Genomic DNA, 14,377 nt, shown 5'->3' on the forward strand with positions numbered 1-14,377 from the left:
TCGGACGGTACGGATCGAGCTTAAACCGCCTGCGCCGGAACCGCTCTCGCCACAAAGCCCGAATTTCTAGAACCTGTTCTAGTAGTCTTTCGCTATGGAGCGATTGACCGGGCTTGATGCCAGCTTTCTCTATCTGGAAACGGGGACACAGCACCTGCACGTATGTGCGCTGCTGATCTTGGATCCCGAACCGGGGCAGTATTCTTTCGAGACGTTCAAGGCCGAACTCGCCAGGCGGTTGCCGCTGATTCCGCAGATGCGGCGGCGGGTGCACGAGGTGCCGTTCAACCTCGATCATCCGGTCTGGGTGGCGGATGGCGATTTCGACCTCGACTACCACGTGCGCCGGGTCGGACTGCCGGGTTCGGCCGGGCGCGCCGAATTGGCCGAACTGGTCGGCGATATCGCGGGCAGACCGCTGGACCGGGACCGGCCGCTGTGGGAGATGACGGTGGTCGAGGGCCTCGAATCCGGCAAGATCGCGGTGATCTGCAAATACCATCACGCCACGGTGGACGGGATCACCGGCACCAATATGATGATGCACCTGTGCGATCTGGAACCCGGCACAAGCAGGCCGGAACCCGAACCGTGGCAACCGGAATCGACGCCCGAGGACTGGAAGCTGTTCGCCCAGGCCGCTCTTCGCTTCCCGGCCAAGGCGGGCATGCTCGGCATGGTGCCGAAAACTCTCGGCATGGTGGCCGGTTTCGCGCAGCGGCGGCGAAACAACAAGGCGGGCATGGCATTGCCGTTCACCGCACCGCGCACACCGTTCAATCTCGCGATCACCCCGCACCGTTCGGTCGCGTTCACCGAAACCGAACTCGCCGGCATCAAGGAGATCAAGACGGCATTCGGGGTGAAGGTCAACGACGTGGTGCTGACCATCGTGGCCGGCGTACTGCGCAGCTATCTCGAAAAGCACGGCGAGCTGCCGGAGACCTCGCTCATCGCCTCGGTGCCGGTGTCGGTGCACGAATCCACCAGGCACACCGCGGGTATCAACAAGGTGTCGACGCTGTTCTGCCGGCTCGGCACCGATATCGCCGATCCGGTGGAGCGGCTGCGCCAGGTGGCCGAGGCCAATCGCGGCGCCAAGGCCGAGCACGACCTGATCGGCGCCGATTTCCTGCAGGACTGGTCGAAGTACGCCCCGCCCAACGCCTTTCAACTTGCCGCCCGGGTGTATTCCTCGCTGAAGCTGTGCGAACGCCATCCGGTGGTGCACAACCTGGTCGTGTCGAATGTGCCCGGCCCGCCGATGCCGCTGTACTTCCTCGGCGTCAAGGTGGACGGGATGTATCCGTTCGGGCCGGTATTCCACGGCGCCGGATTGACCGTCACGGTGCTGTCGAACAACGGCGATCTCGATTTCGGGTTCATCGCATGTAAGGAGCTGGTGCCCGATATCGCGGCGCTCGCCGCGGCGGTACCCGAGGTTGTCGGCGAATTACTCGACGCCGCAAGGCATTTCAACTGACATCCGGGACGTCCTGTTCGCCATCGGCGTCGGACAGGCCCCTCTTCCCCGCCTGCCGCGCGGCGACATCGGCGCAGGCACGAACCAGCACCGGCACGAAGCGGTCCGCGCGCAGCACGCACGCCGCATGCCCGCCATTGACCAAATGGATTGTGGCGCCGGGAATCATCGTCGCCATCTCCAATTGCCGGTACACCGGAATCGCGTGATCGCGGGTGGTGATCACCACGGCCGTCGGCGCTCGCAGCGCGCCGAGCCACGGACCGGCGTCGAACCGGCCGACCTCGGCGATCACCTGGGACACCGCCCAGCCGCTGGTACTGCGCAGCTCACCGAGCGCCCAGGCATTGAATCCATCAGGAGCCCACGAACATTCGGGCATTTCAGGTAATCGCGCACAGTACTCCGACGCGCGGCGATAGGCGTACGACCCGAACGCGGCGGCGAGCGCACCGTAGGCCCGGTGAAATGCCCGCTCCCGCCACTTCTCTTGGAAACGGTAGGGCGTCGCGCAGAGCACCAACCCCCGCACCCGGTCCGGATAACGATGCGCGGCAAGCAATCCCACGACACCGCCGAGTGAATAACCGGCGCAGATCGCGCCGTCGACGCCGAGCGCGTCGAGCACCGCGACCACGTCGTCGGCACAGTCGGCGATGCGGAACCGGTCCGCGCGGATGCCGCGACCGTGCCAGCGCTGGTCGTAGAGCACCACGCGGAAATGCGCGGCCAGCTCGGTCAGCGCCGGAAACCAGTTGAGATAGGCGGTACACCCGGCGCCGTGCAGGAGCAGCAGCGTCGGCGCGTCGTCCGGGCCCGGTATGTCGACGACATAGGTTCGGCCGCCGGGCAATTCGACGAGCCGGCCGCCGGGCACCGCACTGCTGCCGGGAACGCCGAATTGTTCGCGCAGGCGGCTCGATCGCATTCGGCGCCTCCTTCACCCGGCCCGAAAATGAAACAGGTTCTACAACGGATGCTACCGCTCAATCCAGCGCGCGGACCAGATACTCCGCGACACAGACCGGTTTCTCGCCGCCCTCCCGTTCGATGCTCGCCCGAACGACCACCTGCAGCCCGCCCGGCACCTCGTCGACGCCGACGATCACGGCCCGCGCCCTGATCCGGGAGCCGGCGGGCACCGGCGCCGGGAAACGAACCTTGTTGAGCCCGTAGTTGAGTCGCGCCGACGCATCGGTGATCGCGATCAGGTCGGCCATCAGCGACGGCAGCAGCGAGAGCGTGAGATAGCCGTGTGCGACGGTGGTGCCGAACGGACCGGCCGCGGCGCGCTCTGGATCCACGTGGATCCACTGGCGGTCCTCGGTCGCCGCGGCGAATGCGTCGATGCGGTCCTGCGCCACCGTCAGCCAGCGGCTCACGCCGAGATCGGTGCCAGCGGCCTGCCGCAACGTCGCCATCGTGAAGGTGATCGGCTCACTCATATCGCCACGGTAGCGGGGAAATCCGTTCGGGCGCACGCCGAATGGATCCGACCACGGGCGGGGGCGCATCGGGAATTTCGCAGGTAAGTTGACGGGGATTCGGTGACGAGACAAGGAGGTCCCGCGATGGGGCGTTTGACCGGCAAGGTGGCATTGATCAGCGGCGCGGCCCGCGGGATGGGCGCCGCGCACGCGCGCGCCATGGTGGCCGAGGACGCCCGGGTGGTCCTGAGCGACGTCCTCGACGAGGAGGGCACCGCGGTCGCCAAGGAACTCGGCGACAACGCCACCTACGTGCACCTCGACGTGCGCGAGCCCGAGCAGTGGCGGGCCGCCGTCGAGGAGGCGGTGCAGCGCTTCGGCGCACTGAATGTCCTGGTGAACAACGCGGGCATCGCGAACGGTAACCTGCTCGCCGATTTCGAACTCGACAAGTGGCAGCAGATCGTCGACATCAACCTCACCGGCACCTTTCTCGGCATGCAGGCCGGGGCGCGGGCGATGATCGAGGCGGGCGACGGCGGTTCGATCATCAATATCTCCTCGGTGGAGGGTCTGCGCGGCACCGCGGGTCTGCACGGCTACACCGCGACCAAATTCGCGGTGCGCGGGCTGACGAAATCGGCGGCACTCGAATTGGCGCAGTACGGAATTCGGGTGAACTCGGTGCATCCCGGCCTGATCACCACGACGATGACCGAGAAGATCCCGGCCGATCTGCTGCAGATCCCGCTGGGGCGCGCCGCCGCGCCGACGGAGGTCTCGGCGCTGATCACCTTCCTGGCCAGCGATGAGTCGTCCTACTCCACCGGCGCCGAATTCGTCATCGACGGCGGCCTCACCGTCGGCATCCCGTACAAGCAGTTCTCCTGAATTCCACGCCGCCCGACCGATTCCGATATGCGCAACTCGGCATAATTCGGCGCGGCGGGCGGCGAAATTTCTCCCGAGCCCATAGGGTGGGCCGCGGTTGAGCACCGACTGAACGGTATGTAAAGTCGCGAACGGTTAATCGACTTCACCTCCGCAAACATCCGGAAAACGCTGAGATGAATGGGAGTCGAAATCGTGCTACGCAAAGTGATGACGGCCGGCGCCGCCCTCATACCGCTGATCTCCGGCATCGGCGCCGCGACAGCGGATACCGCACCCGCCGCGGCGGTCGTTCGTATCGATCAATTGGGCCCGACCCGGTCGAAGATGCTGATCGACTCGCCCGCCATGCAGCGCGTCGTGGAGGTGCACGTGCTGCATCCCGACAACGACGAGCCGCGCCCGGCCTACTACCTGCTCGACGGCGTCGATTCCGAACCGCCGGAGACCAATTGGACCCAGCACACCGATATCGTGCGGTTCTTCGCGGACAAGCAGGTCAACGTCGTGCTGCCGGTGGGCGGCGAGGGCAGCTACTACACCGATTGGGAGCGCCCCGACCCGCACCTCGGCGGCCAGCTCAGGTGGGAGACATTCCTGACCGACGAGCTGCCGCCGCTCATCGACAAGGTATTCGACGGCAACGGCCGCAACGCGATCGGCGGACTGTCCATGGGCGCGGCCTCCGCGGCGATCCTGGCCACCCGCCACCCGGACCTGTACCGCGGGCTCGCGACGTTCAGCGGCTGTATCGACACCCTGGAGCCGAACGCCAAACTGGCCATCCGCGAATCGATCAGCTGGGTGGGCGGCAATCCGGACAACATGTGGGGCCCGGATAACGATCCGGCCTGGCAGGCGCACGATCCGCTGTCCAACGCCGAGGCGCTGCGCGGCAAGACCATCTACGTATCCGTCGGCAACGGCGCCTCCGGACCCGAGACCTGGTCCGACCCGCAGATGCCCGCCGCGGTCACCTTCGGCGCGCTGCTCGAATACGCCGCCCGGCTGTGCACCGAGGAATTCCAGCGCAGGCTCGGCCTGCTCGGCGTGCCCGCCACCTTCGTCTATCGCGAGGTCGGCACCCACTCGTGGCCGTACTGGCAGATCGACCTGCACCAGTCCTGGCCCGCGATAGCCGCCGCGCTCGCCGAGTGAGATGAATTCTGGGCAACAACGGCGTGTCGCGTGCACATAATTTCTCTTCCTCCTTCGAGAATTTGCGCGGCAATATTTCAGTTAATTGTCAAACCCATATGAGGAGGCGTATCTGTGAGGTCGACGATCGTGCGCATCGGGACGGGCGCGGCAAAAGGTTTCGCGTTGACAGGATTGCTGGCGGCATTGCTGGCCGGAATACCGGGAATCGCGGCCGCACAACCGATCTATCCGATGCCCGATCCAGATCCTTTCTATGCCGCGCCGCCCGGTCTGGAGAATGCCAAACCCGGTGACGTGCTCGCGGTGCGGCCGATGCCGCCGATCATCGCGTTTCCGGACACCACGGTGAACCTGGTGAAGTTCCGGTCGACGAATTCGACGGGTCAGCCGATCGCGGCCACCACCACGGTGCTCACCCCGCGCAGCCACCAACCCGACGGGCCGCTGCTGTCCTATCAGCACATCATCAACGGCCTCGGCGCCCAGTGCGCGGTATCCCGGGTGCTCTACACCCCAGACCCGAATCTGCAGGTGCGCGAGGCGCCCGTGCTCAACGCCGTGCTCATGCGCGGTTGGTCCATCGCGCTGCCCGACCACCTCGGCCCGAATTTCGCCTACGGCGCCGCGAAACTCGGCGGCCAGATCACCCTGGACGGCCTGCGCGCGGTGCGGCAGGTGGGCGAGCTCGGACTCGCCAACAGCCGGATGGCCATGCTCGGCTACTCCGGCGGCGGCATGGCCACCGCGTGGGCGGCGGCACTGGCCCCGACCTACGCACCGGAGCTGCCGATCGTCGGGGCGGCCGAGGGTGGCGTGCCGATGAACCTGGTGAAGATGGTCGAGGGCCTCGGCTACAACCACCACCCGGTATTCGGCCTCGCGCTGGCCGCCGCCATCGGCCTCGAGCGGGAATACCCGAAGGAACTGCCGATCAGCGATCACCTCAACGGGCTGGGCATGGTGCTGCGCAACCAGATCGCCAACGGCTGCACCAACGAGATCCTGGCCGCGGGCGCGGGCCACGGCGTACTCGACGTGGCCACCGAGACATCGATGGCATACGACCCGACCGCGCGAAAGGTGTTGGAGGACAACAGCCTCGAACTGTACGACGGTGTGCCGAACGCGCCGGTCTACGAATGGCGGGCCCGGGAGGACGCGCTCATCCCGACCGATTCCATCGATAACACCATGCACCGCTACTGCGCGGCCGGAGTTCCGGTCGAGGCCGACCTCTACACCAGCCCGGACCATCTGAGCACCGCGGTGATGGGCGCGCCCACCGCCGTCGCCTGGATCGATGCGCGGTTCCGCGGCGAGCCCGCGCCGAGTAACTGCTGACGAAAGTGTGACGGAGCGGCCGCGCCGGGCGACTCGGCGGGTCGGAATGGACAGAATCGGTCCATGCCCATCGACAGGACGGCGCCAATGCGCGTATTGCTCACCGGCGCCGCCGGATTCATCGGCGGCCGGATCCATCGTGCGCTGCTCGCGGCGGGGCACGAGGTGACGGCCATCGATGTGATGCTGCCCGCCGCGCACGGTATCGCGGCGAAAACGCCGACGGGCGTGCTGCGCAGGGATATTCGCGACGCCGACGCACTGGATCCGCTGCTGCGCGGCATCGATGTGGTGTGTCATCAGGCCGCGGTGGTCGGGGCCGGGGTGAGCGTGCGCGACGCCCCGGCCTACGCCGGACACAACGATCTCGGCACCGCGGTGCTGCTCGCGGCGATGGACCGGGCCGGCTGCGGCCGGTTGGTACTCGCCTCCTCGATGGTGGTGTACGGCGAGGGCAGTTACGCGACCGCCGAGGGTGTGCCCGCGACGGTGACGAGGCGGGCCGTAAGCGATTTGGCCGCCGGGTTTTTCGAATACCGGTCACCGGAAACCGGTGCGGCGCTGGACTGGTCGCCGGTGTCCGAGGACGCGCCCGCGCGGCCGCGCAGCCTGTACGCGGCGAGCAAGGTGGCACAGGAGAATTACGCCGCCGCCTGGGCCGCGGCCACCGGCGGCAGCGTGACGGCGCTGCGGTACCACAACGTCTACGGGCCGGAAATGCCAAGGGATACACCGTATTCCGGGGTGGCGGCGATCTTCCGGTCGGCGCTGGAGTCCGGGCGGGCGCCCGAGGTGTTCGAGGACGGGCGGCAGGCGCGGGATTTCGTGCACGTCGACGATATCGCGGCGGCCAATCTCGCCGCGGTCGAGCGGCCGCTGGAAGGGTTCGTACCGCTCAATATCGCCTCGGGACACCCGATCACGATCGGCGAGGTGGCCGCCACGCTCGCCGCCGCCCGCGGCGGCCCGGCCCCGGTGGTGACCGGGCGCTATCGAGCGGGCGACGTGCGGCATATCGTGGCGAGTCCCGAGCGCGCACGCAGCGCGCTCGGGTTCACCGCACAGATCACACCGATGGCCGGTCTCGCCGAATTCGCCTTCGCCCCACTGCGTTCCGCGGCGGGAGTCGGTGCGCCCGCGCTCTAGGTCCCTGCCGTGCTCAGTGGCAGCCTGACCTCGAAACGGCAACCCCGGTCCCGGTTTTCGGCGGTGACCTCACCGTTGTGCGCGGCGACCAGACCGGCCGCGATCGCAAGGCCCATACCGCTGCCCGCGGGTACGCCGTCGGATGCGACCGGGGAGCGCGCCGCGGTGCCGCGGTAGGCCACCTCGAAGATGCGCGGCAGGTCCTCCGCCGAAATGCCGGGGCCGGTGTCGTCGACCCGCGCCCACGCGTGGTCGTCGGCGGCGCCCGCGGAGATGTCGACCCGCCCGCCCGGCGGAGTGTGCGCGATGGCGTTGGAGACCAGGTTCGTCAGCACCCGGCCGAGGGCTTGATCGTTGGCGGACACCATGATTCGCGCATCCGGCTGGTCCACGTGCAGGTCGACATGCGCGCGTTCGGCGGTCGGGCGGTTGGCGGCGAGCACCTCGTCGATGAGCTCGCGCAGGTCGACGGGTTCCAGTTGCAGACGCAGCGCGCCCGCGCTGATCTTCGACATCTCGAACAGATCGTCGACCATATGGGAGAGCCGGTTGGTCTCGCGGCCGATCTGCTCGGCGTAGCGGGCGACATCGGCGCCCTCGGTGACAACGCCGTCGGACAGCGCCTCGGCCATGGCCCTGATACCGGCCAGCGGGGTGCGCAGATCGTGACTCACCCAGGCCACCAGCTCGCGCCGCGACCGTTCCGCGGCGCGTTCCTGTTCGCGAATCTGTTTCTCCCACACCATCTTCCGCGCCTGCTGCCGACCGAGGAATACGGCGGCGGGCACGGTGACGGCGGCGACGACGGCCAGCACGATCAGGGTGCGCTCCAGCGCGTCGGTGAACATCAGCCCGCTCACCACGATCATGCCGACCAGTGCCGATACGATCGGAATCAGCACCAGCACAACCATGCTCAGCACCAGCGAGCGATTCCGGTTGATATGCAGCAGCACCGCGCCCACCGCGACCACCGGCACCGATCCGGCCAGGGTGTACGCGATCAGATCCACACTGTTCTCGGCCATTTCACGCTCCCTTCTCGGATCCGTTGCGCGCCCACACATAACCGCGGCCCCACACGGTCTCGATCCGGTGCTGCCCGCCCAGCTTGGCTCGCAGGCGTTTGATGTGCACGGTGACCGTGGACAGGTCGCCGAATTCCCAACCCCACACCTGGGCGAGCAGGTCCTCGCGGCTGAACACCTGCCCCGGATGATTCAGCAGGAAGATCAGCAGGTCGAATTCGCGCGGCGTCAATTCCGCGGGCGCACCGTCGATCAGCGCGAGCCGGGCCGCGGGCCGCACCTCGATGGGGCCGTCGCGCACAACCTGTTGCGGCGTATCGGGCGGTTCGGCCCGCGTCGACCGCCGCAGCACCGAGGCCACCCGCAGCGCGAGTTCGCGCGGGCTGAACGGTTTGGTGACGTAATCGTCGGCGCCCGCCTCCAGGCCGATCACCCGATCGTCCTCCTCACCCAGCGCGGTGAGCAGGATGATCGGCGTGCCGGGGCGCGGGCCCGAGCGCACCGCGCGGCAGATCTCGATGCCGTCGGGCGCGGGCATCATCACATCGAGCACGGCCAGCTCGACCTCCGCACCACGCTCCGCGAGGGCGGCCAAAGTGGTTGGCCCGTCCCCGGTTTCGACGACGGAAAGCCCGTCGCGCTCCAGATAGCGGCGCACGACCTCGCGTACCACCGGATCGTCGTCGGCAACCAGAATGGCCATGGCCCCTTACCAATTCGTGAGGATGAGATGGACGAGCAGCAGTGCGCCCGCCGCCTGCACCGCCAGCCAGGCGCGGGCGGCGGGCCGGGGCAGGAAGGCGGTGGCGGCGAGCAGCCAGACGGTGAACGGCAGCCAGATCCGTTCGGTTTCCGCCTTACTCAGCCCGCTCGCGTCGGCGGCCAGGATGGCGGCGAGGCTCGCCGCGACCAGTAATGCCGCCGGATTCAAGGCGCGCAACGTATTCCGCGTCAACGCCCGTGGCAGCGCGGCCGGTGTCGCCAGCCCGACCGCACACACGGTGGCGGCCAGATTGCCCCACCACCAGTACCCGAACGGGCGCTCGCTTGCGATGCCCTGGTAATACCGTTGCACCACAAGGTGATAGCCGTCGAGCCACCAGAATCCGGCGATGGTGAAGGCCGCCACCACCAGCAGCGCACCCACCAGCGCCGGGAATACCGGCCACCGCGCCCGGCGCGACAACAGCACCGCGGCGGCGGGCAGCGCCATCAGCACCAGGCCGTAGTTCAGGTAGATACCGAGCCCGAAGAACGCTCCGGACGCCAATGCCATTACCACCCTTGGCTTTTCGCCGGTAGCGCAGGCGAGCAGCGCGACCGCCCAGGCGGTGACGCCCGCGAAGACGGCGTCCGCCGATACCGCGATCCAGATGGCGGCCGGCGCGAGCACCAGGAACGGCAGCGCCGCCCTGGCCCGATCCTCGGCGCCGAGCGCGCGCAGCGCCACCGCCACCGCGAGCACCGCGCTACAGCCGATCAACAGACAGGCGACGCCCGCCCAGGCGCCGCCGCCGAGACCGACCCGGTCCAGCAGCACGAAGAACAGCAGCGCGCCCGGCGGATGACCGGAGACGTGGGTGGTCCAGGAGTCCGGCTGGAAGTCGAGGATCCGGCCGGTGAAACCGCGCAGCATCGCCGGAATATCGGTGACGCCGCCCACCTCCTTCAGATATTCGTTGGGGTCGAGTAGGCGGTCGGCGAAACCGCGCCGCCAGCCGTCGACCATGGCCAGCGCGAAGGTCCACCCGAGCGAGGTCAGATAGGCGGCGCCCAGTAGAGGCCGCCAAGAAAGGCGCGCGGCGAGCGCCGGGCCGTAACCGATGACCAGGAGCGCGATCACGATCGCAGGCCCGCTCCCCCAGCCGATATGCGGCAGCCAGTAGCCGAATATCGGTGCGGCGGCCGCGTAAAGCGAGCTCCGGAAATGTTCGCCGGAAATTCGCGGAACGAGGAAGGCCAGGGCGGCCAACGCGGCGGCCAGCGCGGCGGCGATCAGGCCGGAGCGGTGTGTCCGCAAAGTTCGGGGCGGTACTTCGGTGCCGAGTTGCACGAAATTCACCTTAAGCCGGTCCGCGCCGGTCACGCGGTGGCTCTTGACGATGTCAGCGTTTCGTCACCGTTTTTCCGGGTCCGCCGCAGCCGGTGCGGCCTACGGTCGGACAGGTGACCGAAACCGTGAACCAATCGAGCAGCGTGACGGTCGTTATCCCGTGCCGCGACGAAGCTGAGGCGTTGCCGAACGTCCTCTCCGCAATTCCGCCCGGTTATCGCGCACTGGTTGTCGACAACGGGTCCACCGACGACACCGCGGCCGTCGCCCGGCGCGCGGGCGCCCGCGTCGTCGGTGAACCGCGGCCCGGCTACGGGTCGGCCGTGCAGGCGGGTATCGCCGCCGCCGATACCGAGCTGATCGCCGTACTGGACGGCGACGGATCCATGGACCCCGCCGAATTGCCAACGCTTGTCGCGCTCGTGCGCGGCGGCGCCGACCTCGCGGTCGGCAGGCGGCGGGCCGTCGGCCGGGGCGCTTGGCCATGGCACGCGAGGCTGGGCAATCGATTGATCGCGGGCAGGCTGCGCCGCGAATTCGGTGTGCCCGTGCACGATATCGCCGCCATGCGGGTAGCGCGGCGGGATGCGCTGCTCGCGCTCGGCCCGCTGCATGCCCGCTACGGCTATCCGCTGGCCCTGCTCATCGCCGCGGCCCGGGCGAAATGGCAAGTGGTGGAACGAGATATCAGCTATCGGCCGCGAGCGGGCGGCGTCTCGAAGGTGTCCGGATCGCTGCGCGGGTCGCTGCGGGCGGTCCGGGACTTCTGGTTGGTGCTGGGGGCCGGGCATGAGTGAAACCGTCGCCGCGACCCTACTGGTGATCGCCAAGGCGCCCGTCGCCGGATTCGCGAAAACCCGCCTCACTCCGCCGCTCACCCCGGCCGAGGCGGCGACGGTGGCGGCGGCTTCGCTGCTCGACACCCTGGATGCGGTGCGGCGCAGCGCGATTCGGCACCGGGTCGTCGCGTTCACCGGCGATATCGCCGCAGCCGAGAACAGCGCCGAATTATCGCGGATGCTCGGCGAATTCGAGATCGTTCCGCAGCGCGGCAGCACCTTCGGCGAGCGGCTGGCCAACGCGCACGCCGACGCGGCCCGCTGGGGCGCGCCGGTATTGCAGATCGGCATGGACACACCGCAACTCGCACCGGCCACCCTGACCGCGGCGGCCCGTCTGCTGGCCGAAACGGGCGACGCCGTGCTCGGGCCCGCGGTCGACGGCGGCTGGTGGGCGCTGGGCCTGGCGTCGCCGCAGCCGGCGCGGGCGCTCGTCACGGTGCCGATGTCCACCGACCGCACTGGTGCGCTGACGCGTAAGGCGATGCGCGACTGCGGGTTACGCGTACGGAATCTGCCGCTGTATCGCGACGTCGACACCTTCGACGATGCCCTGCTGGTCGCCGCACAGACCCGAGGCCGGTTCACCGACGCGCTCACCAGCTTGTCCGACCGGCGAATGGCATTGCGGTGAAACAGCATTCGCCCGACCTGTTCGACTGGGCGCTGACCGGAACGGCCTGCTGGGCACGCACCGGTGATGGACGACGGCACCGGCTGCCGACCGGGCGCTGGCTGGGCCTGGCCGAGCTGGATCCCGCCGCCGACCACGCGCTCACGGCGCGTTGCGATGGGCCGACACTCGATCTCGGCTGCGGGCCGGGGCGGCTGGTCGCGGCGCTGCTGCGGCGCGGGGTGATCGCGCTCGGCGTCGATATTTCGCCGATGGCGGTGGCGATCACCAGATTTCGCGGCGCGCCCGCGCTGCGGCGCGACCTGTTCGGTCCGCTGCCCGGCAGCGGCCGCTGGGCGTACGCGATCCTCGCCGACGGCAATGTCGGAATCGGCGGCGATCCGGTGCGGTTACTGACCCGAGTTCGAGAGTTGCTGGCCCCCAACGGTATCGCCATCGTCGAATGCGCCCGCCCCGGAACCGGTATCGTGTCGCGGCCCGTTCGGCTGGAGTCGCGCGGGCGCGTCGGCGAATGGTTCCCGTGGGCTCAGGTCGCCGTCGACCGCATCGGTGTGATCGCGGAACCCGCCGGGTTCCGGGTGTTGGAAACCGCCGCGGTGAGCGGACGGCATATCGCATGGTTGGGTCGAGCTTCCGAACCGATCATCGACACGCCGCCGAGCGACGGAGCGGGAGCGGCATGAGCGAATCACAACGCCCATCCCGCACGCCGCGACCGAGTGCCAGCGGTACGAGTGCCGAACCTGGTGTCGATGCGGACACGACCATGAGCATGGAACACCGACCACGCACCTCGTCGGCGCGCGGTCCGCAGGTGGCCAGCCGGGTCGGAATCGCCCTCGGCGCGGCCGTTCTCATATGTTTCGGCACCGGGTTACTGAGCCATTGGATTCAGCATCCACCGCCCTGGTTCCAGTGGCCCGCGCATCCGGTGTGGCTGTATCGGGTCACTCAGGGCACGCACGTCATCACCGGGGTCGCGGCGATTCCGCTACTGCTGGTGAAGCTCTGGGCGGTGTATCCGCGGCTGTTCAACCGCCCGGTATTCGGCTCGCCATTGCGGATGCTGGAGCGCGGATCCGTTGCGCTGCTGGTGGGTTCGACGATATTCCAGCTCGGCACCGGGTTGTTCAATATCGCGCAGTACTACCCGTGGAAGTTCTTCTTCACCACCACGCATTACGCCATGGCCTATGTCGCGGTCGGCGCGCTCGCGGTACATCTGGCGGTGAAGCTGCCGGTGGTGCGAACGGCGTTGCGGGACAAGCGTTCCAGCGAGCCAGCGGATGACGACGGCCCGCGAGCCGGTGTTTCTCGCCGGGCCGTGCTCACCGCGGCCTGGGTCTCGGCGGGCGCCGCCGCGGTGGCCGTCGCCGGGCAGACCGTACCGTTCCTGCGCTGGGCCGCGGTGCTGGCACCGCGCAGCGGGCAAGGGCCACAGGGCGTTCCGGTCAATCGCAGCGCGCTCGCCGCGGGCGTCGACGAGCTCGCCCGCGATCCGGAATACCGGCTGACCGTCGCGGTCGGCGGGCTGCGCCGCCGGTTCAGCCGGGCCGAATTGCTCGCGCTGCCACAGACTTCGGCGCGGCTGCCGATCGCCTGCGTCGAGGGCTGGTCCGCCGGGGCGCACTGGTCGGGGGTGCGGCTGTCCGATCTGCTCGCGGCGGTGGGCCCGTACCGCGGCGGCGATATTCGCTTCGATTCGCTGGAACGCGGCGGTCTCTACGCCACCTCGGTGCTACCGCACCGTCACGCCACCGATCCGGACACCTTGATCGCATTGTCGCTCAACGGTGCACCGCTCGATATCGACCACGGCTACCCGTGCCGGCTGATCGCGCCGAATCGTCCCGGCGTGCTGCAGACCAAATGGCTTTCCGGAATCGAGGTGCTGTCGTGATCGTCATCCGCGCCGTGCTGCTGCTGGCGGGCCTCGGCGCGCTCGCGTACGGTCTCGACCTGTTCACCGGTTTCCGGACAGCGGATGTCGTCTCGGTCGGACTGTGGTTCTGCGCCGGAATCCTGCTGCACGACGCGGTATTCGCGCCGTTGGCCGCCGCGGTGGGACTGGCCGGACGAGTTGGACTGCCGGCGCGGTGGTGGCCGCTGGCCGCCACCGGCGCGGTGGGCACGGTGACGCTCGTGCTGATCGCCGCCCCGGTGCTGGACCGCGCGCACGCGCATCCGGACAACCCGACCGTGCTCGACCGAAACTATCCGCTCGGTCTCGCGCTCGCCGTCCTGCTGCTGTGGACAGTTGTCATCGCCATCGGTTGCCTCCGAAATATCCGAACCACCAAGCGATTCCACACGGTCGTGCGCGGCAGGCGGCCCGCGCGGCGATCATGATCGTGATGTAGCAGACTCGAATATC

15 protein-coding genes are annotated in these 14,377 nt (G+C 68.5%); 10 read left to right on the plus strand and 5 right to left on the minus strand.

Going from position 1 to position 14,377, the window contains the following annotated elements; all coding sequences use genetic code 11:
- Positions 1-94: 94 nt before the first annotated feature.
- Complete coding sequence (locus LGY53_RS35765) at positions 95-1,483, plus strand: wax ester/triacylglycerol synthase family O-acyltransferase (RefSeq protein ID WP_225731128.1); 1,389 nt, start codon at positions 95-97, stop codon at positions 1,481-1,483.
- Here the strand turns inward: LGY53_RS35765 and LGY53_RS35770 are convergent.
- Together LGY53_RS35770 and LGY53_RS35775 are read right to left on the minus strand one after the other, a co-directional pair.
- A complete protein-coding gene (locus LGY53_RS35770) occupies positions 1,476-2,411 on the minus strand; it encodes an alpha/beta fold hydrolase (protein WP_225731129.1) in 936 nt (311 codons plus the stop codon). The genes LGY53_RS35765 and LGY53_RS35770 overlap by 8 nt on opposite strands.
- Positions 2,412-2,469: 58 nt before the next feature.
- Positions 2,470-2,928: a MaoC family dehydratase gene (locus tag LGY53_RS35775; protein WP_225731130.1), complete on the minus strand. Its 459-nt coding sequence runs from the start codon at positions 2,926-2,928 to the stop codon at positions 2,470-2,472.
- A 126-nt stretch (positions 2,929-3,054) separates the two neighbouring features.
- Here LGY53_RS35775 and LGY53_RS35780 point away from each other — a divergent pair, with 126 nt between their 5' ends.
- The 4 genes from LGY53_RS35780 to LGY53_RS35795 all read left to right on the plus strand — a co-directional run bounded on the left by LGY53_RS35780 (position 3,055) and on the right by LGY53_RS35795 (position 7,449).
- Positions 3,055-3,801, plus strand: a complete 747-nt coding sequence (locus tag LGY53_RS35780) for a glucose 1-dehydrogenase (RefSeq protein WP_225731131.1) — start codon at positions 3,055-3,057, stop codon at positions 3,799-3,801.
- Positions 3,802-3,981: 180 nt separating this feature from the next.
- On the plus strand, positions 3,982-4,959 hold the full coding sequence (locus LGY53_RS35785) for an alpha/beta hydrolase family protein (RefSeq protein WP_225731132.1): 978 nt from the start codon (positions 3,982-3,984) through the stop codon (positions 4,957-4,959).
- Positions 4,960-5,193: 234 nt separating this feature from the next.
- Entirely contained in the window at positions 5,194-6,303 is a 1,110-nt protein-coding gene (locus tag LGY53_RS35790) for a lipase family protein (protein ID WP_225731202.1), read from the plus strand.
- A gap of 87 nt (positions 6,304-6,390) precedes the next feature.
- Positions 6,391-7,449 (plus strand): NAD(P)-dependent oxidoreductase, encoded by a 1,059-nt coding sequence (locus tag LGY53_RS35795; RefSeq protein WP_225731203.1) that lies wholly within the window; start codon positions 6,391-6,393, stop codon positions 7,447-7,449.
- On the opposite strand, the gene LGY53_RS35800 is transcribed toward LGY53_RS35795, so the two are convergent.
- From LGY53_RS35800 to LGY53_RS35810, 3 genes are read right to left on the minus strand one after another with little or no spacing between them, the layout of a single operon-like run.
- Positions 7,446-8,477, minus strand: coding sequence for a sensor histidine kinase KdpD (locus tag LGY53_RS35800; RefSeq protein ID WP_225731133.1), 1,032 nt, complete (start codon positions 8,475-8,477; stop codon positions 7,446-7,448). The two genes, LGY53_RS35795 and LGY53_RS35800, sit on opposite strands and share 4 nt — an antisense overlap.
- A 1-nt stretch (position 8,478) precedes the next feature.
- On the minus strand, positions 8,479-9,180 hold the full coding sequence (locus tag LGY53_RS35805) for a response regulator transcription factor (RefSeq protein WP_225731134.1): 702 nt from the start codon (positions 9,178-9,180) through the stop codon (positions 8,479-8,481).
- 6 nt (positions 9,181-9,186) lie between these two features.
- Positions 9,187-10,497, minus strand: a complete 1,311-nt coding sequence (locus LGY53_RS35810; RefSeq protein ID WP_374111283.1) for a hypothetical protein — start codon at positions 10,495-10,497, stop codon at positions 9,187-9,189.
- Positions 10,498-10,643: 146 nt separating this feature from the next.
- On the opposite strand from LGY53_RS35810, the gene LGY53_RS35815 reads away from it, so the two are divergent.
- The 5 genes from LGY53_RS35815 to LGY53_RS35835 all read left to right on the plus strand — a co-directional run bounded on the left by LGY53_RS35815 (position 10,644) and on the right by LGY53_RS35835 (position 14,352).
- A complete protein-coding gene (locus LGY53_RS35815; RefSeq protein ID WP_225731135.1) occupies positions 10,644-11,327 on the plus strand; it encodes a glycosyltransferase family 2 protein in 684 nt (227 codons plus the stop codon).
- Positions 11,320-12,003, plus strand: coding sequence for a DUF2064 domain-containing protein (locus tag LGY53_RS35820; RefSeq protein ID WP_225731136.1), 684 nt, complete (start codon positions 11,320-11,322; stop codon positions 12,001-12,003). Before LGY53_RS35815 ends, LGY53_RS35820 begins: the two co-directional genes overlap by 8 nt.
- A complete protein-coding gene (locus LGY53_RS35825; RefSeq protein WP_225731137.1) occupies positions 12,000-12,686 on the plus strand; it encodes a class I SAM-dependent methyltransferase in 687 nt (228 codons plus the stop codon). The genes LGY53_RS35820 and LGY53_RS35825 overlap by 4 nt, the downstream gene beginning before the upstream one ends.
- 83 nt (positions 12,687-12,769) lie before the next feature.
- Positions 12,770-13,903 carry a molybdopterin-dependent oxidoreductase gene (locus LGY53_RS35830; protein ID WP_225731138.1) on the plus strand — a complete coding sequence of 378 codons (1,134 nt, stop codon included), beginning with the start codon at positions 12,770-12,772 and terminating at the stop codon, positions 13,901-13,903.
- Entirely contained in the window at positions 13,900-14,352 is a 453-nt protein-coding gene (locus LGY53_RS35835; RefSeq protein WP_225731139.1) for a hypothetical protein, read from the plus strand. Before LGY53_RS35830 ends, LGY53_RS35835 begins: the two co-directional genes overlap by 4 nt.
- Positions 14,353-14,377 lie beyond the last annotated feature (25 nt).

It is taken from the genome of Nocardia sp. JCM 34519.1, from assembly GCF_020361265.1.
Lineage (GTDB): Bacteria > Actinomycetota > Actinomycetes > Mycobacteriales > Mycobacteriaceae > Nocardia > Nocardia arthritidis_A.

Coding starts and splice junctions, on each gene's coding strand:
- LGY53_RS35765 (WP_225731128.1), top strand. CDS start 95: ATGGAGCGATTGACCGGGCTTGATGCCAGCTTTCTCTATCTGGAAACG.
- LGY53_RS35770 (WP_225731129.1), bottom strand. CDS start 2,411: ATGCGATCGAGCCGCCTGCGCGAACAATTCGGCGTTCCCGGCAGCAGT.
- LGY53_RS35775 (WP_225731130.1), bottom strand. CDS start 2,928: ATGAGTGAGCCGATCACCTTCACGATGGCGACGTTGCGGCAGGCCGCT.
- LGY53_RS35780 (WP_225731131.1), top strand. CDS start 3,055: ATGGGGCGTTTGACCGGCAAGGTGGCATTGATCAGCGGCGCGGCCCGC.
- LGY53_RS35785 (WP_225731132.1), top strand. CDS start 3,982: ATGGGAGTCGAAATCGTGCTACGCAAAGTGATGACGGCCGGCGCCGCC.
- LGY53_RS35790 (WP_225731202.1), top strand. CDS start 5,194: ATGCCCGATCCAGATCCTTTCTATGCCGCGCCGCCCGGTCTGGAGAAT.
- LGY53_RS35795 (WP_225731203.1), top strand. CDS start 6,391: ATGCGCGTATTGCTCACCGGCGCCGCCGGATTCATCGGCGGCCGGATC.
- LGY53_RS35800 (WP_225731133.1), bottom strand. CDS start 8,477: ATGGCCGAGAACAGTGTGGATCTGATCGCGTACACCCTGGCCGGATCG.
- LGY53_RS35805 (WP_225731134.1), bottom strand. CDS start 9,180: ATGGCCATTCTGGTTGCCGACGACGATCCGGTGGTACGCGAGGTCGTG.
- LGY53_RS35820 (WP_225731136.1), top strand. CDS start 11,320: ATGAGTGAAACCGTCGCCGCGACCCTACTGGTGATCGCCAAGGCGCCC.
- LGY53_RS35830 (WP_225731138.1), top strand. CDS start 12,770: ATGAGCATGGAACACCGACCACGCACCTCGTCGGCGCGCGGTCCGCAG.